We start from the raw sequence: 18,758 nt of genomic DNA on the forward strand, positions 1-18,758 counted from the left end.
GAGCCGGCTGTGAGTCTGGCGTCGCGCCCGAGGCCGCCCCGCTCAGACCCGCGCCGGCGTCGAGAGCCTGAGCCAGGTTTCCACGACCGTGTCCGGGTTCAGCGACATCGACTCGATGCCCTGACCTACCAGCCATTCCGCGAGATCGGGGTGATCGCTCGGCCCCTGCCCGCAGATCCCGACGTACTTCCCGGCCCTGCGACAGGCGTCGATCGCCATCGTGAGCATCCTCAGGACCGCGGGATCGCGCTCGTCGAACGTCGAGGCGACGAGCTCCGAGTCGCGGTCGAGGCCGAGCGTGAGCTGGGTCATGTCGTTCGAGCCGATCGAGAACCCGTCGAAGTACTCGAGGAAGTCGTCGGCGAGCACGGCGTTCGAGGGCAGCTCGCACATCATGATGACGCGCAGCCCGTTCTCCCCGCGTCGCAGCCCGTTCTCCGCGAGCAACTCGGTGACCGCAGCGGCCTCGCCCAGGGTACGGACGAAGGGAACCATGATCTCGACGTTGGTGAGCCCCATCTCGTCCCGCACGTAGCGCAGCGCCTCGCACTCCATGTCGAAGCACTCGCGGAAGTCCGGCGAGATGTACCGCGATGCGCCCCGGTAGCCGAGCATCGGGTTCTCCTCGTGCGGTTCGTAGATCTCTCCGCCGATGAGGTTCGCGTACTCATTCGACTTGAAATCGCTCAGCCGCACGATCACGGGCTCGGGAGCGAACGCGGCGGCGAGCATCGAGACCCCCTCTGCGACACGGCGGACGAAGTACTCGCGCGGCGATCCGTAGGCGGCGATCCGCTCGTCGATCACGGTCTTCAGGTCCGCGGGCAGAGAGTCGTGGTCGAGGAGCGCCCGAGGGTGGATCCCGATCTGCCGGTTGATCACGAACTCCAGACGGGCCAGGCCCACGCCCTTGTTCGGCAGCTTCGAGAACGCGAACGCCTGATCCGGCGTGCCGACGTTGAGCATGATCTTCGCGGGGCTCGGCGGCATCTCGTCGAGGCGGGTGACGACCTCCTCGAAGTCGAGCAGCCCCTCGTAGACGTAGCCGTTGTCCCCTTCGGCGCACGACACGGTGACCTCCTGACCGTCGCGCAGCACGCTCGTGGCATCCCCCGTGCCGACGACGGCGGGGATCCCGAGTTCCCGCGCGATGATCGCGGCGTGACAGGTGCGTCCTCCGCGGTTCGTGACGATCGCGGACGCCCGCTTCATGATCGGCTCCCAATCGGGATCGGTCATGTCGGCGACGAGCACGTCTCCGACCTCGAACGCGTCCATCTGATCCAGCGACGTCAGCACGCGGACCGACCCGGCGCCGATCTTCTGTCCGATCGCGCGGCCGACGGCCACCGTCTCCCCGTCGCCGTTCAGGACGAACCGACGGATGACGTTCCCGTCGGCGCGGGAGACCACGGTCTCCGGGCGGGCCTGCAGGATGTAGAGCTTCCCGTCGACCCCGTCCTTGCCCCACTCGATGTCCATCGGACGCCCGTAGTGCTCCTCGATGACGAGCGCCTGACGGCCCAGTTCTTCGACCTCGGCGTCCGTGATGCTGAAACGCGCGCGTTCTGCGGGGTCGACGTCGGTGAACACGGTGCTGGCACCCACCTGGTTCGCGTCCGCGTAGACCATCTTCACGGCCTTCTCCCCCACCGATCGCTTGAGGATCGCGGGACGCCCGGCCCGCAGCGCTGGCTTGTACGCGTAGAACTCGTCCGGGTTCACCGCACCCTGCACCACGGCCTCCCCGAGTCCGTAGGAGCTGGTGACGAACACGGCGCGGTCGAAGCCCGACTCGGTGTCGACCGTGAAGAGCACGCCGGAGGCGCCGACGTCGGAGCGCACCATCCGCTGCACGCCGGCGGACAGCGCGACGTCGTGATGGTCGAACCCGTGATGCACGCGGTAGGCGATCGCGCGGTCGTTGTAGAGCGAGGCGAAGACCCGGCGGATCGCGTCCAGGACGTTGTCGATGCCGCTGATGTTGAGGAACGTCTCCTGCTGGCCGGCGAACGACGCATCGGGGAGATCCTCGGCGGTGGCGCTGGAGCGGACCGCCCAGGACACGGACTCGGGCTGGGGATCCGCCGCGACCAGCGATGCGTACGCCTCGCGCACGTCGCGCTCGACGTCCGAGGGAAGCGGCTGGCGCTCGATCCATTCGCGCACGGTCGCGCCCACCCGGGCGAGCTCGGCGACGTCGTCGACGTCGAGCGCCTCGACCGCGGCGCGGATCCTGTCGTACAGGCCGTCCGCCGCGAGGAACGCCCGGTAGGCGTCCGCCGTGGTCGCGAAGCCGCCGGGCACGCTGACGCCGGCGTCGGAGAGGTGGGAGACCATCTCGCCCAAGGAGGCGTTCTTGCCGCCGACCTGGGCGAGGTCGTCCATTCCGAGCTCGGTGAACCAGAGGATGTTCGTCATGTGGGGGGCTCCTAGCTGCGCAGTCGCATGGATTGCATGATCACGGCCGACATCTCCTCGACGGACTTCGTCGAGGAGTTGAGGAAGGGGACGCGGTTGCGGCGGTAGAGGTCCTCCGCCCGCCGGATCTCGAGCGTGCACTGGGCGAGACTCGAGTACGTGCTGTCGGGACGGCGCTCATGCCGCACCTGGCTCAATCGCAGCGGTGTCGTCGTGAGGCCGAAGCACCGTTCGGCGTAGGGGGCGACCGGCCGCGGAAGGCCGTCCGCCGGGAAGTCGTCGTCCGTGAGCGGATAGTTGGCCACGAGCAGCCCGTACTGCAGCGCGAGGTACATCGTGGTCGGCGTCTTTCCGCAGCGCGACGGCGCGATGATGATCACGTCGGCGATGTCGAGGGCCCGCATGCTCTGGCCGTCGTCGTGCTCGATCGCGTACTCGACGGCACGCATGCGGGCGAAGTAGCGCTCCATGTCGCCGACGCCGTGGAACTCCCCCGCGCGCACCGATGCGGTGCTGCCGAGGCTGGTCTCCAGCTCCCGGAGATGGCCGCCGAGCAGATCGACGATCACCCCGTCGGCATCGTCGAGGATCTCGCGAATCTGCGGGGACTTCACCGTCGTGAAGATGATCGGAGCGTCCGCCCCCCGCCGCCGGTCGCGGATCTCGGCGACCACCCTCGCGGCCTCGGGCGGGGACTGGACGAAGGGCAGGGTGTGCCGGCGGAACGTCAGAGCGGGGAAGTTCGCCAGGAGGGCGTTGCCCAGGGTCTCCGCGGTGATGCCCGTGCTGTCCGAGACGAAGTACGCATCGCGGATGACGCCCTCACGCGGCCCCTGCGACTCGCGCTGCGCCCGATCCGCCATTTGTCCGCCCTTCCTATCTCTGGATGCACCTCCATGCTAGGAAAGAACGTTTGATCGTTTGGTAGATGGCCTGGGTAAAAACCAGCGACTTTTACGCAGAGTGAAGTGATCGTTGATCCCCCGAAAGGCGCACTCGGTCGCAGAAGATCCGCCGCTCACCTCGGGAGACGCCGACCCCGCACGTCACTGTTCATGGCGTCCTCGGTCATCGACCCGGATCAGCGCCGCGCCCTGTGACGTGCACCGATGTCACCTGTGACGGCGTCACCCAGTGTGACGCCGCCACAGGTGGAGCTCAGAAGTCCCAGTCCTCGTCCTCGGTGGCGACGGCCTTGCCGATGACGTACGACGAGCCGGATCCCGAGAAGAAGTCGTGGTTCTCGTCGGCGTTCGGCGACAGGGCGGAGAGGATCGCCGGGTTCACGTTCGTGACCGCGGCGGGGAACATCGCCTCGTAGCCCAGGTTCATCAGGGCCTTGTTGGCGTTGTAGTGCAGGAAGCGCTTGACGTCCTCGGTGAGCCCGACGCCGTCGTAGAGGTCCTGCGTGTACTGGATCTCGTTGTCGTAGAGCTCGTAGAGCAGCGAGAACGTGTAGTCCTTCAGCTCGTCCTTCTTCGCCTGGTCGAGCGTCTCGAGGCCCCGCTGGAACTTGTAGCCGATGTAGTAGCCGTGCACGGCCTCGTCGCGGATGATGAGGCGGATGAGGTCGGCCGTGTTGGTGAGCTTCGCGCGGCTGGACCAGTGCATGGGCAGGTAGAAGCCCGAGTAGAACAGGAAGCTCTCCAGCAGGGTCGATGCGACCTTGCGCTTGAGCGGCTCGTCGCCCCGGTAGTAGTCCATGACGATCTGCGCCTTCTTCTGAAGGTTGGGATTCTCCACGGACCAGCGGAACGCCTCGTCGATCTCCTTGGTCGAGCACAGCGTCGAGAAGATCGACGAGTAGCTCTTCGCGTGGACCGACTCCATGAACGCGATGTTCGTGTAGACGGCCTCCTCGTGCGGGGTGATCGCATCGGGGATCAGCGAGACGGCGCCGACGGTCCCCTGGATGGTGTCCAGGAGCGTGAGGCCCGTGAAGACGCGCATCGTGAGGGTCTGCTCCTCCGGGGTGAGCGTGTTCCACGACTGGATGTCGTTCGACAGCGGCACCTTCTCGGGCAGCCAGAAGTTGTTCACCAGCCGGTTCCAGACCTCGAGGTCCTTATCGTCCTGGATCTTGTTCCAGTTGATCGCCTGCACGCGGTCGACCAGCTTGAGCGGTTCGGGGGTCATTTCTTACCTATTTCGGTCCTTGAGCGAGCGAAGCGAGACGAAACGCAGCGGATCACAGCATGCAGCTGACGCACTCGGTCATGTCGGTGCCCTCGAGGGCGAGCTGACGGAGACGGATGTAGTAGATCGTCTTGATCCCCTTGCGCCAGGCGTAGATCTGCGCCTTGTTGATGTCGCGGGTCGACGCGGTGTCCTTGAAGAACAGCGTCAGCGACAGGCCCTGGTCCACGTGCTGGGTGGCGGCGGCGTACGTGTCGATGACCTTCTCGTAGCCGATCTCGTACGCGTCCTGGTAGTACTCCAGGTTGTCGTTCGTCATGAACGGCGCCGGGTAGTACACGCGACCGAGCTTGCCCTCCTTGCGGATCTCGATCTTGGACGCGATCGGGTGGATCGAGCTCGTCGAGTTGTTGATGTAGGAGATGGATCCGGTCGGAGGCACGGCCTGCAGGTTCTGGTTGTAGATGCCGTGCTGCTGGATGGACTCCTTGAGCTCGATCCAGTCCTGCTGCGTGGGGATGTGCTTGCCCGCGAAGAGCTCGGCGACCTTCTCCGTCTCCGGGACCCAGGGACGCTCGATGTACTTGTCGAAGAACTCCCCCGACGCGTACGTCGAGTCCGCGAAGCCGTCGAAGGCCGTGCCGCGCTCGATCGCGAGCAGGTTGGAGGCGCGCAGGGCGTGGAACAGCACCGTGTAGAAGTAGATGTTCGTGAAGTCCAGCCCCTCTTCGGAGCCGTAGAACACCCGCTCGCGGGCGAGGTACCCGTGCAGGTTCATCTGCCCGAGGCCGATCGCGTGGGAGCGGTCGTTGCCGTCCTCGATCGAGCGGACCGAGCCGATGTGGCTCTGGTTGCTGACCGCGGTGAGCGCGCGGATGGCGGTCTCGACCGTGGTGCCCAGGTCGTCGGCGTCCATCGCGAGCGCGATGTTCATCGACCCGAGGTTGCAGGAGATGTCCTTGCCGATCTCGGCGTACGAGAGGTCCTCGTTGTAGGTCGTCGGCGTGTTGACCTGCAGGATCTCGCTGCAGAGGTTGGACATGTTGATCCGGCCCTTGATCGGATTGGCCTTGTTCACCGTGTCCTCGAACATGATGTACGGGTAGCCCGACTCGAACTGGATCTCCGCGAGGGTCTGGAAGAACTCGCGCGCGTTGATCTTGGTCTTCTTGATCCGCGCGTCGTCGACCATCTCGCGGTACTTCTCGGTGACGGAGATGTCACCGAACGGCACGCCGTAGACCTTCTCGACGTCGTAGGGCGAGAACAGGTACATGTCCTCGCCGTTGCGGGCGAGCTCGAAGGTGATGTCGGGGATCACGACGCCGAGCGACAGCGTCTTGATGCGGATCTTCTCGTCGGCGTTCTCGCGCTTGGTGTCGAGGAAGCGCATGATGTCGGGGTGGTGCGCGTTCAGGTACACCGCACCGGCGCCCTGGCGCGCGCCGAGCTGGTTGGCGTACGAGAAGCTGTCTTCGAGGAGCTTCATGACGGGGATGATGCCCGAGGACTGGTTCTCGATCTGCTTGATCGGCGCGCCCGCTTCGCGGATGTTCGAGAGCAGCAGGGCCACGCCGCCGCCGCGCTTGGACAGCTGCAGGGCGGAGTTGATGCCGCGGGCGATCGACTCCATGTTGTCCTCGATGCGCAGCAGGAAGCAGCTGACGAGCTCGCCGCGCTGCGCCTTGCCCGTGTTGAGGAAGGTGGGGGTCGCGGGCTGGAAGCGGCCGGAGATGATCTCGTCCACGAGCTGCTCAGCGAGGCGCTGGTCGCCGTCGGCGAGGCCGAGCGCGGTCATCACGACGCGATCCTCGAAGCGCTCGAGGTAGCGCTTGCCGTCGAAGGTCTTCAGCGTGTAGCTCGTGTAGTACTTGAACGCGCCCAGGAAGGTCTCGAAGCGGAACTTCTTCGCGTAGGCGAGATCGTTGAGCTTCTGGATGAAGTCGAACGAGTACTTCTCGAGCACGGCGCCCTCGTAGTACTCCTTCTCCACCAGGTAGTCGAGCCGCTCCTTGAGCGAGTGGAAGAACACCGTGTTCTGGTTGACGTGCTGCAGGAAGTACTCCCTGGCCGCACGCTTGTCGGCGTCGAACTGGATCTTGCCGTTCGCGTCGTACAGGTTCAGCATCGCGTTGAGGGCGTGGTAGTCCATCCCCTCGTACGCCGCGTTGATCTTGAACGCCGCCTCGTCCTTCACTGCGCCATGCTCTGCATGCTCGACTGCGATTCCCACCATCGTTCCAATCCGTCGGTCACCCGATCGACGTCGTCCTGTGTGCCGTAGATCTCGAGCCGGTACAAGTGCGGCACGTGGCACTTGCGGCTGATGATGTCCCCGGCGGCGCAGAAGGCGTCGCCGAAGTTGGTGTTGCCTGCGGAGATGACCCCGCGGATGTGACGCCGGTTGCGCTCGTCGTTGAGGAACCGGATGACCTGCTTCGGCACGGCGCCCTTCTCGACGCCGCGCCCCTGTCCCCCGCCGTAGGTCGGCGTGACGAGGACGAACGGCTCGTCGACGACGAGCGGCCCGTCCGCACCGTGCAGGGGGATCCTTCGCGCCGGAAGGCCCAGCTTGTCGACGAACCGTGCTGTGTTGCCCGAGACGCTCGAGAAGAAGACCAGCAGCGGCGCGGAAGTCGCGGTGGTGGCGCTCATGGGATCGCTCCTCGGGAACCGGACCTTGACGGTGTCGACCGGCGGGACCGCCGGCTCAGGCCAGGCGAGCGGCGAGCTCGTCGATCTTGTCGGGACGGAAGCCCGACCAGTGGTCCTCGTCGGTGACGACGACGGGAGCCTGCAGGTAGCCGAGCGACTTCACGTGCTCGAGCGCCGCGGCGTCCTCGGAGACGTCGTGCACCTCGTACTCGATGCCCTTCGCGTCGAGCGCGCGATAGGTCGCATTGCACTGCACGCAGGAGGGCTTGGTGTAGACCGTGATGGACATGCGATTCGCCTCTTCTTTCCCCTCAGAACCCGGCTCTCGGACAGGGGGCCCTGCCGGGAGTTCAATACTACATATAGGGACGGACATTCGGGTGGACCACAAGGGGTAGTAGTTACATCCGTGTAGTTTTCCACCGCTCTCCACCGGTTGGACACAGGTTCTCCACCCTCTTATCCACAACGCCTCGAGGGCTCTCGGACTTCCCGATCCGCGGATTCCCGCGGGGCGGGCCCGGCCGATCCGGATCCATCCACAGAAGGCACCTTAAGAGCCGCCTCCGACATTCCCCAGGGTGTGGATCGGGGCCTTCGGCGCGTCGTCGGCGTGTCGCGCCGGCTCACCGATCGCGAAGCCGCAGGCGGCGGCCCGCCCCCCGCCGGAGCCGCGCCGACCGCTAACGTGGATCCGTGGCCGGATCGGGATACAAGGAGCTCCTGCGCACCCCGGGAGTGGGGCGCATCATCGCCGCTCAGCTGACGGCACGATTCCCGAACGGCATGTCGAGCCTCGCGATCCTGCTGCACGTCGAGCACATCACGGGCTCGTACGGACAGGCAGGACTCGTCCTCGCCGCGAGCTCGGTGGGTCAGGCGATCGCCGGCCCAATCACGAGCCGCTGGATGGGGCGCTGGGGCATGCGGCGCGTGCTCGCCCTGACGCTCGCCGTGTGCGTGCTCTCCTTCCTCGGACTCGCGCTGCTCCCCCTTCCCCTCCCCGGCTACATGGCGCTGGGGCTGCTCGCGGGCCTGTCCACACCGCCGGTGCAGTCCGCCGTCCGCACCATCTACCCGAAACTCGTGAACTCCTCCCAGCTCACGCCGCTCTTCTCCCTGGACGCCTCCCTGCAGGAGGTCATCTGGATCGTGGCGCCGGTGGCCATCACGATCGTCTCCACGCAGGTCGGCACGGTCCCTGGGCTGCTCCTCGTGGTCACGGTGCTCGTCGCGGGTGGGGCGTGGTTCATCCTCTCCCCCGAGGTCGGCCGCGTGCGGATCCCGCGCAGCCGGCGCGGCTTCGGCGCGGTCGTGCTCAAGCCGCCCGTGCTGCTCGCGACGGTCATCGGCTTTCTGCTCATCGGCGCGTGCTCCGCGGTCGAGGTCGGCGTCGTGCGCACGTTCGAGGAGGGCGGCTTGGAGTCGGGACTCGTGCTCGCGGTGTTCTCGCTCGGCAGTCTCGTGGGCGGCCTCGCCTCGGGCCGGGTGCCGATCGGGCCGTGGGCGCTCGCGCGCCGCCTCGCGATCGTCACGGTCGGACTCGCCCTGACCATGGTCTCGCTCAACGTCTTCTGGCTCGGCGGCACGCTCCTGGCGGCGGGCGTGGGAATCGCGCCCGCGCTCGCGGTGCTCTTCGCGATCACCTCGGCGAGCGTCAAGTTCTCCGAGACCGCCGAGGCGTTCGGCTGGGCGGGCACCGGGCAGCTCATCGGCGCCGCTGCGGGGTCGGCGATCGCCGGCTTCCTCATCGACGGCACGGGCAGCCCCGTCGGCGCCTACCTCGCCGCCACCCTGTTCGCCGCCGTCGCGCTCCTCGTCTCGTCGGTCTTCGTGCGCGCCCTCCCGGATCTCCGGGGCCGCGACGCAGCGCCGATCCCCGATACCGAGGCCGTCACGCTCCCCTGAGGCCCTGACCTCGGAATCCGCAGAATCGAGCGATACTCACCTTCGGATACTGTTGTCATTTCTCGAAACGAGTGACAAGATCGGGACATGAGCGCCGATCTGCAACGAAAAGCACACGATCACCTCTGGATGCATTTCACCCGCCAGTCGACGATGGACCACGGGGGCGTGCCGATCATCGTCCGGGGTGAAGGACACCACATCTGGGACGACACGGGCAAGCAGTACATCGACGGGCTCGCCGGGCTCTTCGTGGTCAATGCGGGCCACGGCCGCACCCGCCTCGCCGAGGCCGCCGCGAAGCAGGCGTCCCAGTTGGCCTTCTTCCCGCTCTGGTCCTACGCGCATCCGGCCGCGATCGAGCTCGCGGACCGGCTCGCCGGCTATGCGCCCGGTGATCTGAACCACGTCTTCTTCACGTCCGGCGGCGGGGAGGCGGTCGAGACCGCGTTCAAACTGGCGAAGCAGTTCTGGAAGCTGCAGGGCAAGCCCACCAAGCACAAGGTCATCTCGCGCTCGATCGCCTACCACGGCACAACGCAGGGCGCCCTCGCGATCACCGGCATCCCGGCGATGAAATCGATGTTCGAGCCCGTCACGCCCGGCGGCTTCCGGGTGCCGAACACGAACATCTACCGCGCCGCGGAGATGGGCGCCCCGACCGACCCCGAGGCGTTCGGGGTCTGGGCGGCGGACCGGATCGAGGAGATGATCCAGTTCGAGGGTCCCGACACGGTCGCGGCCGTGTTCCTCGAGCCGGTGCAGAACTCCGGCGGCTGCTTCCCGCCTCCTCCCGGATACTTCCAGCGCGTGCGCGAGATCTGCGACCGGTACGACGTGCTGCTCGTGAGCGACGAGGTCATCTGCGCGTTCGGCCGCATCGGCAACATGTTCGCGTGCACGTCCTACGGCTACACGCCCGACATCATCACGTGCGCCAAGGGCATCACGAGCGGGTACTCCCCGCTCGGCGCGGCGATCGTCAGCGATCGGATCTACGAGCCGTTCTCGCACGGGGACACCTCCTTCCCGCACGGCTACACGTTCGGCGGCCACCCGGTCTCCGCCGCCGTCGCGCTGGAGAACCTCGACATCTTCGAGGAGGAGAAGCTCAACGAACGGGTGCGCGAGAACTCCCCGCTGTTCCGCGCGGAGCTCGAGACGCTGCTCGACCTGCCGCTCGTCGGCGATGTGCGCGGCGACGGCTACTTCTTCGGGATCGAGCTCGTGAAGGACAAGACGACGCGGGAGACCTTCGACGACGACGAGTCGGAACGGCTGCTGCGCGGATTCCTCTCCCGTGCGCTCTTTGACGCGGGGCTGTACTGCCGTGCCGACGACCGGGGCGATCCCGTCATCCAGCTCGCCCCGCCGCTCACGATCGGTCCCGCCGAATTCCGCGAGATCGCCGGGATCCTGCGCGGTGTGCTGAAAGAGGCGGAGTCCGTCCTCTAGCTTCCGGTTCCTCCGTCTTCCCCTCCCCTGAGCGTCTTCCCCTCCCCGTGTAGGCGTCGCCCAGGGGGGCGAAGACGCTGAGGGGAGGCAAACGCGCACGAAGCGCCTCGCGCCTCAGGCGCTCCCGGACGAGTCACGCGCTCCCCCCGCACGAGTCCCGCGAGCTCCCGTCGCGAAAGGTGCCGCTCTGGTCGCCCTAGAGCGGCACCTTTCGCGACGGGAGCAAGAGAGACCGGGAGCGAAAGTGATGTCGGACGAGGCCGGCCCCGGGTCAGCCGCCGGCCATCGTGCGGGCGATGTCGGCCGCCGAGTCGCCGGCGCGCTTGAGCACGAGCGCGACCAGCGCGAGGGCGCCGAGGGTCAGCACGAGCATGATCGTCGAGACCGCCGCGATCTCGGGACGCAGCCCGCTGCGCAGCGCGCTCAGCACGTACACGGGCCACGGCGTGGTCCCCGAGACCTGCACGAACGCCGACACGACCGTGTTGTCGAGTCCGAGCGTGAACGAGAGCAGGAACCCCGCGAGCACCGCGGGCATCGCCAGCGGCAGCGTCACCTTGAAGAAGGTGGTGAGCGGCTTCGCGTAGAGATCCGCCGAGGCCTCCTCCAGCTTGGCGTCGAGCCCCACGAGCCGTGCCCGCACGATGTAGGAGACGATGGCGATCGAGAACAGCGACTGCCCGATCACGAGACGCACCGTGCCGTCGTCGAACACGCTCAGCCCGAGATCCTGGCCGAGGAAGACGACCCACGGCAGCAGCGCCACGGCGTCCACGATCTCCGGCGTGACCGAGATGAGCAGCAGCAGAGCCAGGAACCACGGCACCCATCGACCGGGCGTGCGCGCCATCGCGATGCCCGCGAGGGTGCCGAGGGCTGTGGCGAGGAGCGCGGCGAGGAGCCCGGTTCGCAGCGAGACCAGCACCGCGTCGCGCACGGCGGGCTTCGTCACGATCGCGGCGAACGAGTCGAATCCGAAGTGGTCCCACGAGATGAGCAGTCGCCCCACGTTGAAGGAGTAGACGATGACGACCGCGATCGGCAGGAAGAGGAACACGAACACCAGGGCCGCCCAGAGGGGCAGCAGCCAGCGGCTCGCGCTACGGCGCGGCCGCGGCCTCGCCACGGCACCCGTACGGGCGGCGGACGCGGTCGGACGTTCGGTGACGGCGGTCATCGCGCCTCCTCCAGGTTCAGGCGGTAGGCACGTCGGACCGGAAGGGTCACGAGCCAGCCGATCCCCGCGGCGAGCGCCACCGACGCGCCGATCGTGAGAATGAGCAGCACGGCCATCGCGGATCCGAGCGCCCAGTTCTGGGCGGTCTGGAACTGGCTCGCCACGATCTGCCCGACCATGTTCCCCTTGGCCCCGCCGAGCACGGTCGCGGTGATGTAGTCGCCCATGAGCGGGATGTAGACGAGCAGCACGCCCGCCACGATGCCGGGCCGTGCGAGCGGCACGGTCACCCGCAGGAAGGTCGTGATGCTGCCGGCGCCGAGATCCTTGCTGGCCTCGCGCAGCGGCCCGCTGACCCGGTCGAACGCGACGAAGAGCGGCAGGATCATGAGCGGCAGGTAGTTGTAGACGACGCCGAGCAGCACGGCGCCGCGGGAGTTCAGGATCCCGAGCGGTCCGGGGATGACGCCGAGGAACTGCAGGGCGTGCGAGAGCCACCCCTCGGGGGCGAGGATGATCTGCCAGCCGATGGTCCGCACGAGGAAGTTCGTCCAGAACGGCACCATCACGAGCGCGAGGAACAGCCCGCGCCGGCTCGGCGCGCACTTCACGGCGATCCAGTACGCCACCGGAGCACCGATGAGCAGGCAGAGCACGGTGCCGACGACGCCCACCCACAGCGTGTTCTGGAAGGTGGCGAAGAACGTCGGCGAGAGCGCCTCGACGTAACGGTCGAAGGACAGCCTGTCGTTCGCGTTGGTCGCGAAGATGCTCGGCTTGTAGCCGAAGCTGTACCAGATCACGACCCCGATCGGCACGACGAAGAAGACGAGCAGCCAGGCCCAGGCGGGGACGGCGAGGCCGAAGCGGATCCGGGGCCTACGCACCCGCGGCCGCCTTCGTCGCGTTCCAGATCGCCACGATCCGCTCCTGCGCGCTCGTGAAGGTCTGCTCGTGCATGGTCTTCACCTGCGCGTCGTCGAAGTACACCATGTCCAGGCGCTCCAATCCGGCCTCCTCCGCCTTCTGCTGCGTGCCCTGCACGCCCGTGTCGTAGCCGATGTAGTCGACCTGGGCGAGCTGCACGTCCGGGGCGATCATGAAGTCGATGAAGGCGTGCGCGGCCTCCGGGTGCGGGGCGCCCTTGGCGATCGCCCAGTTGTCCATCCACAGCTCGGTGGCAGGGGATCCGAGCACCCATCGCCAGCGGTCCGGATCCTTCGACTGGGCGATGCCCGTGCGCGCATCGCCGCTGTAGGACTGCACGAGCGCGGCAGAGGCCTGCGGGATGATCTGACCGCCCGGTGCGGAGTCGAAGGTGGTGATGTGCGGTGCGAGTTCCTTCGTCAGGAAGGTCTCGCACGCGTCGAGGTGCTTCTTCTCCGTGGTGTTCCAGTCGATCCCGTGCGACCAGAAGTAGATGCCGCACAGGGGTGCCGGGTCGTCCAGCACCGCGGTGCGCCCTGACGCCTCCTTCTGCGCGGCGTCGACGAAGTCGGACCACGTCCGCAGCTCACGCGCGATCACGGTCCTGTCGTAGACGAAGCCGGTCGTCCCCCACGCCTTGCAGATCGAGTACTCGTTCTTCGGATCGAACGCGCGGTGCACGAAGCTCGGGTTCATCGTGGCGAAGTTCGGCAGCAGGTCGTGGTCGAGCTTCTCAAGGAGGCCGTTCTGCGCCATCGGCAGGATGAACAGGCCGCTCGGGACGACGATGTCGTACCCGGACGTTCCCCGTGCGGCGACGAGCTTCGCGATGAGCTCCTCGTTCGAATTGAAGGCGTCGACGACGACTTTCGGCCCCTTGCTCTTCGTGAACGAGGTGAGGATCTTCGGGTCGTCGTAGTCGCTCCAGGTGTAGACGGAGACCTTGTCCTCCAGCGGACCTCCGTGCGCCGAAGAAGCCGTCGAGGCACCCCGCGGCGCACACGCCGTGAACAGGACCGCCCCGGAGGCGGCGAGCGCGGTCGCGAGGAAGCCGCGTCGCGTCAGTCGCGCGCCCAGGGACCGTGCCGCAGGGCCGTCCGCGAGGATGCGGATCGGCTCCGACATCAGGCGGCTTCCCTGGGCAGCGCGATGACGTGCGTCGCCGTCTCCGGGATCCCCTCGCCGGAGAAGAGACGCACGTCGTTCGGACTCCACGTGCAGCGCACCGCGTCGCCGACGGCGACCGCAGGGGCGCCGGGCGCGGGGATCCGCACGAGGAAGGTCTGCTCGCGCCCGACGTCCACCGCGATCTGCAGGGTCTCCCCCAAGTGGGATATCCCGAGGACCGTTCCGTCGAGACCCGGCCCGTCCGCGGAACCGGCCGAGGCGAGCCGGACGAACTCCGGGCGGATCGCGGCGACTGCGGCGGATCCGGATGGCTCCTGCGCACCGCCCCAGCGGCCGTGCACCTCTCCGATCGCCGTGCGGACGGCGGTTCCCTGCGCGGTGCCGTGCAGGAAGTTCTGCTGCCCGATGAAGGAGGCCACGTAGGCCGATGCGGGCTCGGCGTAGATCTCGGCGGGACCGGCGAGCTGCTCGATCCTGCCCGCACGCATGACCGCGATCCGATCGCTCATCGAGAGCGCCTCGGCCTGATCGTGCGTGACGAACACGAACGTCGTTCCCAGCCTCGCCTGGAGCAGCTTGAGCTCGAGCTGCATCTCCTCGCGTAGCTGACGGTCCAGCGCCGCGAGTGGCTCATCGAGCAGCAGCACCGAGGGACGGTTGATGAGCGCCCGGGACAGGGCGATGCGCTGCTGCTGGCCACCGCTGAGCTGGGTGGGCTTGCGGTCCGCGAACCGGCGCAGTTGCACCATGTCGAGCGCTTCGGCGACGCGCTCGCGCTGTTCCGCCTTCGGCACCCTGCGTTGCTGCAGACCGTAGGCGACGTTCTCCGCGACGGTCATGTGCGGGAACAGGGCGTACGCCTGGAAGACGGTGTTGACCTCGCGCTTGTGCGGCGCAAGCCCCAGCACGCTCCGCCCGGAGAGGCGGATGTCGCCGTGATCCGGATGCTCGAAGCCCGCGATCATGCGCAACGTGGTGGTCTTGCCGCATCCGGACGGTCCGAGCAGCGACAGGAACTCGCCCGAGCGGATGTGCAGCGAGAGCCGGTCGACCGCGGTGGCATCCCCGTAGAACTTCGTGACATCGACGATCTCGACACCGCCGGCGGACGGGCGCGGATCCGGCACGGACGTTGGACCGGTCATGAAACCTCCACAGTGAAAACTTCGCTGCGGAGCAGTCTGGCACAGGTGGGGGATCGCGTACAGTGGAAAACGAAGGCTATTGAGATTCCTGCAACGATATCCGTTGTAGGTGACCGTGATTGCGACGAATCTTCATGTTTCGTCGCGATTTCGCGCGACTAGCGCGATTGGATGTCGAAGGCCTTGAGCAGCTCGGCGATGGCCTGTTCGCGCGGCTCGCCGCCCTCGTCGAACATGTGCGCCACGTGCGTGCGGAGGTGGTTCTCCAGCAGCAGCCGGTTGAGCGACTCCAGGGAGCGCTGGATCGCCCGCGACTGCGTGATGATGTCCATGCAGTACTCCTCGTTCTCGATCATCTTGGCGACGCCGCGGAGCTGGCCCTCGAGGATGCTGGTGCGGTGCAGCGCGCGCTTCTTGATGTCTTCGATCACGGTCTCGAGGCTACCGCGCCGCCTCCGCTCGGGCTCTGCGGATCCGCTCCCGACCGGTGGCAGGATGGGCGCATGCCGTCGCGTCGAGAAGATCTGCTGTCCCCGGCGGACCGCGAGCGCCTGAGGGGTCTGCGTCGCATGAAGGCGGTCGCCCTCGTCGCGCTCGGTGTCATGGCGATCGCATTCGTCGTCGCCTTCTGGCTGCAGACGCGCCTGCCGTGGCTCGGCTACGTCCGCGCGGCGGCCGAGGGCGGGATGGTCGGCGCGCTCGCGGACTGGTTCGCGGTGACCGCCCTCTTCCGTCGTCCGCTGGGACTGCCGATCCCGCACACCGCGATCATCCCCACCCGCAAGGACGAGATCGGCCGGACCCTCGGGGAGTTCGTGGAGACGAACTTCCTCTCCGCCGAGGTCGTGCGCACCAAGCTCGCCGAGACCTCGATCGCGGCCCGGCTGGGATCCTGGCTCCGCGATCCCCCGCACGCGCAGCGCGTCGTCGCGGAGGGGTCCACGATCGCGGCGGCCGTGCTGCGGGCCCTCAGCGACGACGACGTGCGCGACCTCATCGCCGATCTCGCCCGCGAGCACCTGGTCGAACTGGAATGGGGCACGCCTGCCGGTGCCTGGCTGGAGCGCATCGTGCAGAGCCGGGCGCACCGCGGCGCCGTCGACCTCGCGGTGGACAGCATCGCAGGGTGGTTGGAGAACAACGCCGCCGCCTTCCGTGGCCTGCTCTCGCGGCGGCTGCCGTCGTGGGTCCCGCGGATGGCGCACCGTTTCGTGGACGAGGCCGCGTACAACGAGGCGCTCAAGTTCGTCCATGCCGTGCAGGCCGACCCCGACCACCCCGCGCGACGCGCGATCGACGGCTATCTCGCCCGGCTCGCGGAGAACCTCCAGCACGACGCCGCGACCCGTGGCCGTCTGGAGAACGCCAAGGGCGCGCTGTTCGACAGCCCGCGGGTCGGAGCCCTCGCCTCCGAGGCGTGGGACACCGCGAAGACCGGGCTGCTCACCGCGCTCGCCGATCGGGACAGCGGGCTGCGCCGACGGGCCGCGGAGGCCATCGCGGACCTCGGAGCCCGGCTGGCCTCGGAGAAGGCGCTCCAGGACAGGGTGGACGGCTGGACCACGGATGCGGCCGTCTTCCTCGTCGACCGCTACCGGCACGACATCGCCTCGATCATCACCGACACCGTCGAGAGATGGGACCCGGCAGAGACCACGGAGAAGATCGAACTCATGGTGGGCCGTGACCTGCAGTACATCCGCCTGAACGGGACGGTCGTGGGCGCCCTCGCCGGGCTCGCGATCTTCGCGATCGCGAACGCCGTGATCCCGGCGTAGGACGGCGCCGCGACGATCTGCACACGGAACCACGTTTCTGCAGGGTGAACGGCGCTTTTCATGGGCTGGTCGTCCTCGGTGCGCGGATCGTCACCCGGTGTGCGGACCGGCGCACCGCCCGCGGATCGTGACCTCATGCGTGGCGAGAAGGATCGATACGCCCGGCGGAGGACTGTCTCGTGGGCCAGACAGCGGCGTGCCGCGGCTGCCCGATCCTCGCGCGGGTCGTGGCACGCTGGTCGACGGACGCCGATCCGACGGGAAGGGACCCTCATGGCACTGTCGCACGATCCCCTCTGGCCCCGCGGCGGCGACTGGCCGCCGTTCGCGGAACGCGTCGACGCCGTGCTGCTCGGTGTGCCGACCTGGCGGACGTCGCTCTCCCCCACGGGCGCACATGCGACCCCCGCTGCGATCCGCGAGGCGCTGCGGCGCTACAGCCCCACGCTCATGGGACCTCCGGTCGTCGATCTGAACACGGTGCTGAGGATCGCCGACGCGGGTGACATCGTCGAGCCCGACGGCGACGAGGGCGTCGACCGCACGATCGCCCGCGTGGCCGAACTCACCGCCGGATCGCGCCTGGCCATCGCCCTCGGCGGAGACAACTCGCTGACCTACCCGGTCGCGCTCGGGGCCGGGGCGACCGGACTCATCACCATCGACGCGCACTTCGACCTGCGCGACGGCGTCTCGAACGGCTCTCCGGTGCGCCGTCTCGTCGAGGATGCCCCGGACGGATCCGCGATCGATCCGCACCGGATCGTTCAGATCGGCATCACGGACTTCGCGAATTCGGCGGCCTACGCCCAGCGCGCCGCGGAGTGGGGCATCCGGGTCATCACCCTGGACGAGGTGCGTCGCCGCGGCATCGACGACGTGGTGGCCGAAGCGGTCTCGATCGCGAGCGCGGGGCAGGATCCCCGGATCCATCTCGACATCGACGTGGACGCCTGCGACCGCGCCGCGACCCCCGGCTGCCCCGCGAGCGTCCCTGGCGGGTTCGCCGCGTGGGAGCTGCGCGCACTGGTGCGGGGGATCGCGAGCGACGCCAGGGTCGTGAGCGCGGACATCGCGGAGGTCGACGCGACGGCGGACGACGAGGACGCGCGCACGGTCCGCCTCGCGGCGCTCTGCGTGCTGGAGCTCCTCGCCGCCCTCGCGGGGCGCGACGCGGGACGGACCGCGCCAATGCCAACGCCGTAGCGCTGCCCGCGCCACCGGCCGCCTTGGCTGCCGCCCCGTGGCGGCGAGCGGTTCCCGCGACCGCGCCCTGGCAGGCTCGCGCGACCGGCGACCGATCCGGGCGCGGCCACGACGACCGCACCCGGCCGCCGCATCAGGGGGAGGCGAGTGCCTCCGCGATGGGGGTCGTGCCGGAGTTGAAGCGGATCGTGCGGTGGATCGTCGCGGGTTCGACGAGCGTCTGGGCGATCACCCGCGCCACGTCGGCACGGGAGACGCTGCCCGAGGTCTCCGCCTCGGCGTCGATCTCGCCGGTCGGCGCATCGAGGGTCAATCGGCTCGGCGCGAGCACGGTCCACTCCAGATCCGAGGCGCGAAGCGCCTCGTCGGCCGCCGCCTTGGCCTCGGCGTACGCGTAGAACGAGTCGGACGGGTCGATGCCGTGGTCCCGGGACGCCCCGAAGTACGACACCATGACGTAGCGGGGCACCCCGGCGGTCGCCGCAGCGGCCATCGAGCGGACCGCGGCGTCGTGATCGACCGCCCTGGTGCGTTCCGCGGATCCGCCTCCCGCGCCTGCCGACCAGACGACGGCGTCGTGCCCGGAGATGAGTTCCGCGAGAGACTCCTCCGACGCCGTCTCGACGTCGAAGACGACCGGCTCCGCCCCGGCCGCGCGCACCTCGTCGCGTTGCGCGCCGTCGCGGATGACCGCAGTGACCGTGTCGCCGCGTTCGGCGAGCAGCGGTTCGAGCAGGAGCGCGACCTTGCCGTGGCCGCCGAAGATCAGAATTCGTGCCATTCCTCCACGTTAGGCCCGATGGGGGCCGCGCGGGCCATTCG

General features: G+C 68.2%; 16 protein-coding genes. 4 read left to right on the forward strand and 12 right to left on the reverse strand.

What is annotated here, in order from left to right; translation table 11 throughout:
* Nucleotides 1–42: 42 nt before the first annotated feature.
* The 6 genes from ppsA to nrdH all read right to left on the reverse strand — a co-directional run bounded on the left by ppsA (nucleotide 43) and on the right by nrdH (nucleotide 7,501).
* Entirely contained in the window at nucleotides 43–2,421 is a 2,379-nt protein-coding gene (ppsA, locus tag Q0P88_RS06020) for a phosphoenolpyruvate synthase (RefSeq protein WP_295012119.1), read from the reverse strand.
* An 11-nt stretch (nucleotides 2,422–2,432) separates the two neighbouring features.
* Nucleotides 2,433–3,284: a pyruvate, water dikinase regulatory protein gene (locus tag Q0P88_RS06025; protein WP_295012121.1), complete on the reverse strand. Its 852-nt coding sequence runs from the start codon at nucleotides 3,282–3,284 to the stop codon at nucleotides 2,433–2,435.
* A gap of 295 nt (nucleotides 3,285–3,579) precedes the next feature.
* Nucleotides 3,580–4,557, reverse strand: a complete 978-nt coding sequence (gene nrdF, locus Q0P88_RS06030; protein ID WP_295012123.1) for a class 1b ribonucleoside-diphosphate reductase subunit beta — start codon at nucleotides 4,555–4,557, stop codon at nucleotides 3,580–3,582.
* Between the two features lie 52 nt (nucleotides 4,558–4,609).
* Nucleotides 4,610–6,709 carry a class 1b ribonucleoside-diphosphate reductase subunit alpha gene (nrdE, locus tag Q0P88_RS06035; RefSeq protein WP_295012233.1) on the reverse strand — a complete coding sequence of 700 codons (2,100 nt, stop codon included), beginning with the start codon at nucleotides 6,707–6,709 and terminating at the stop codon, nucleotides 4,610–4,612.
* Between the two features lie 41 nt (nucleotides 6,710–6,750).
* Nucleotides 6,751–7,212 carry a class Ib ribonucleoside-diphosphate reductase assembly flavoprotein NrdI gene (gene nrdI, locus Q0P88_RS06040; RefSeq protein WP_295012125.1) on the reverse strand — a complete coding sequence of 154 codons (462 nt, stop codon included), beginning with the start codon at nucleotides 7,210–7,212 and terminating at the stop codon, nucleotides 6,751–6,753.
* 55 nt (nucleotides 7,213–7,267) lie between these two features.
* Nucleotides 7,268–7,501 carry a glutaredoxin-like protein NrdH gene (gene nrdH, locus Q0P88_RS06045; RefSeq protein ID WP_045251249.1) on the reverse strand — a complete coding sequence of 78 codons (234 nt, stop codon included), beginning with the start codon at nucleotides 7,499–7,501 and terminating at the stop codon, nucleotides 7,268–7,270.
* Nucleotides 7,502–7,908: 407 nt separating this feature from the next.
* Between nrdH and Q0P88_RS06050 the strand changes: the two genes are divergently transcribed.
* Together Q0P88_RS06050 and Q0P88_RS06055 are read left to right on the forward strand one after the other, a co-directional pair.
* A complete protein-coding gene (locus Q0P88_RS06050; RefSeq protein WP_295012128.1) occupies nucleotides 7,909–9,120 on the forward strand; it encodes an MFS transporter in 1,212 nt (403 codons plus the stop codon).
* Between the two features lie 87 nt (nucleotides 9,121–9,207).
* A complete protein-coding gene (locus Q0P88_RS06055) occupies nucleotides 9,208–10,575 on the forward strand; it encodes an aspartate aminotransferase family protein (protein WP_295012130.1) in 1,368 nt (455 codons plus the stop codon).
* Between the two features lie 271 nt (nucleotides 10,576–10,846).
* Here Q0P88_RS06055 and Q0P88_RS06060 read toward each other — a convergent pair whose 3' ends face one another.
* The 5 genes from Q0P88_RS06060 to Q0P88_RS06080 form a co-directional block, all read right to left on the reverse strand.
* On the reverse strand, nucleotides 10,847–11,752 hold the full coding sequence (locus Q0P88_RS06060; RefSeq protein WP_295012132.1) for an ABC transporter permease: 906 nt from the start codon (nucleotides 11,750–11,752) through the stop codon (nucleotides 10,847–10,849).
* On the reverse strand, nucleotides 11,749–12,639 hold the full coding sequence (locus tag Q0P88_RS06065) for an ABC transporter permease (RefSeq protein WP_295012134.1): 891 nt from the start codon (nucleotides 12,637–12,639) through the stop codon (nucleotides 11,749–11,751). Before Q0P88_RS06065 ends, Q0P88_RS06060 begins: the two co-directional genes overlap by 4 nt.
* Nucleotides 12,632–13,804 (reverse strand): spermidine/putrescine ABC transporter substrate-binding protein, encoded by a 1,173-nt coding sequence (locus tag Q0P88_RS06070; protein WP_295012137.1) that lies wholly within the window; start codon nucleotides 13,802–13,804, stop codon nucleotides 12,632–12,634. The genes Q0P88_RS06065 and Q0P88_RS06070 overlap by 8 nt, the downstream gene beginning before the upstream one ends.
* Nucleotides 13,804–14,952, reverse strand: a complete 1,149-nt coding sequence (locus tag Q0P88_RS06075) for an ABC transporter ATP-binding protein (RefSeq protein WP_295012138.1) — start codon at nucleotides 14,950–14,952, stop codon at nucleotides 13,804–13,806. The genes Q0P88_RS06070 and Q0P88_RS06075 overlap by 1 nt, the downstream gene beginning before the upstream one ends.
* Before the next feature lie 158 nt (nucleotides 14,953–15,110).
* Entirely contained in the window at nucleotides 15,111–15,383 is a 273-nt protein-coding gene (locus tag Q0P88_RS06080; protein WP_295012140.1) for a metal-sensitive transcriptional regulator, read from the reverse strand.
* A 72-nt stretch (nucleotides 15,384–15,455) separates the two neighbouring features.
* Between Q0P88_RS06080 and Q0P88_RS06085 the strand changes: the two genes are divergently transcribed.
* A complete protein-coding gene (locus Q0P88_RS06085) occupies nucleotides 15,456–16,730 on the forward strand; it encodes a DUF445 domain-containing protein (RefSeq protein ID WP_295012142.1) in 1,275 nt (424 codons plus the stop codon).
* A gap of 273 nt (nucleotides 16,731–17,003) precedes the next feature.
* Nucleotides 17,004–17,936 carry an agmatinase family protein gene (locus Q0P88_RS06090; protein ID WP_295012145.1) on the forward strand — a complete coding sequence of 311 codons (933 nt, stop codon included), beginning with the start codon at nucleotides 17,004–17,006 and terminating at the stop codon, nucleotides 17,934–17,936.
* 133 nt (nucleotides 17,937–18,069) lie between these two features.
* Here the strand turns inward: Q0P88_RS06090 and Q0P88_RS06095 are convergent, their stop codons facing one another.
* Nucleotides 18,070–18,717, reverse strand: a complete 648-nt coding sequence (locus tag Q0P88_RS06095) for an NAD(P)H-binding protein (RefSeq protein ID WP_295012147.1) — start codon at nucleotides 18,715–18,717, stop codon at nucleotides 18,070–18,072.
* Between the last annotated feature and the right edge of the window lie 41 nt (nucleotides 18,718–18,758).

The sequence above is a fragment of the uncultured Microbacterium sp. genome (assembly GCF_945952435.1).
GTDB lineage: Bacteria > Actinomycetota > Actinomycetes > Actinomycetales > Microbacteriaceae > Microbacterium.

What these genes read in the sequence shown, in the direction of transcription:
- Q0P88_RS06055 (WP_295012130.1), top strand. Translation starts at nt 9,208, where the DNA reads ATGAGCGCCGATCTGCAACGAAAAGCACACGATCACCTCTGGATGCAT.
- Q0P88_RS06075 (WP_295012138.1), bottom strand. Translation starts at nt 14,952, where the DNA reads ATGACCGGTCCAACGTCCGTGCCGGATCCGCGCCCGTCCGCCGGCGGT.
- nrdI (WP_295012125.1), bottom strand. Translation starts at nt 7,212, where the DNA reads ATGAGCGCCACCACCGCGACTTCCGCGCCGCTGCTGGTCTTCTTCTCG.
- Q0P88_RS06060 (WP_295012132.1), bottom strand. Translation starts at nt 11,752, where the DNA reads ATGACCGCCGTCACCGAACGTCCGACCGCGTCCGCCGCCCGTACGGGT.
- Q0P88_RS06095 (WP_295012147.1), bottom strand. Translation starts at nt 18,717, where the DNA reads ATGGCACGAATTCTGATCTTCGGCGGCCACGGCAAGGTCGCGCTCCTG.
- nrdH (WP_045251249.1), bottom strand. Translation starts at nt 7,501, where the DNA reads ATGTCCATCACGGTCTACACCAAGCCCTCCTGCGTGCAGTGCAATGCG.
- Q0P88_RS06070 (WP_295012137.1), bottom strand. Translation starts at nt 13,804, where the DNA reads ATGTCGGAGCCGATCCGCATCCTCGCGGACGGCCCTGCGGCACGGTCC.
- ppsA (WP_295012119.1), bottom strand. Translation starts at nt 2,421, where the DNA reads ATGACGAACATCCTCTGGTTCACCGAGCTCGGAATGGACGACCTCGCC.
- nrdE (WP_295012233.1), bottom strand. Translation starts at nt 6,709, where the DNA reads ATGGACTACCACGCCCTCAACGCGATGCTGAACCTGTACGACGCGAAC.
- nrdF (WP_295012123.1), bottom strand. Translation starts at nt 4,557, where the DNA reads ATGACCCCCGAACCGCTCAAGCTGGTCGACCGCGTGCAGGCGATCAAC.
- Q0P88_RS06085 (WP_295012142.1), top strand. Translation starts at nt 15,456, where the DNA reads ATGCCGTCGCGTCGAGAAGATCTGCTGTCCCCGGCGGACCGCGAGCGC.
- Q0P88_RS06025 (WP_295012121.1), bottom strand. Translation starts at nt 3,284, where the DNA reads ATGGCGGATCGGGCGCAGCGCGAGTCGCAGGGGCCGCGTGAGGGCGTC.
- Q0P88_RS06090 (WP_295012145.1), top strand. Translation starts at nt 17,004, where the DNA reads ATGGCACTGTCGCACGATCCCCTCTGGCCCCGCGGCGGCGACTGGCCG.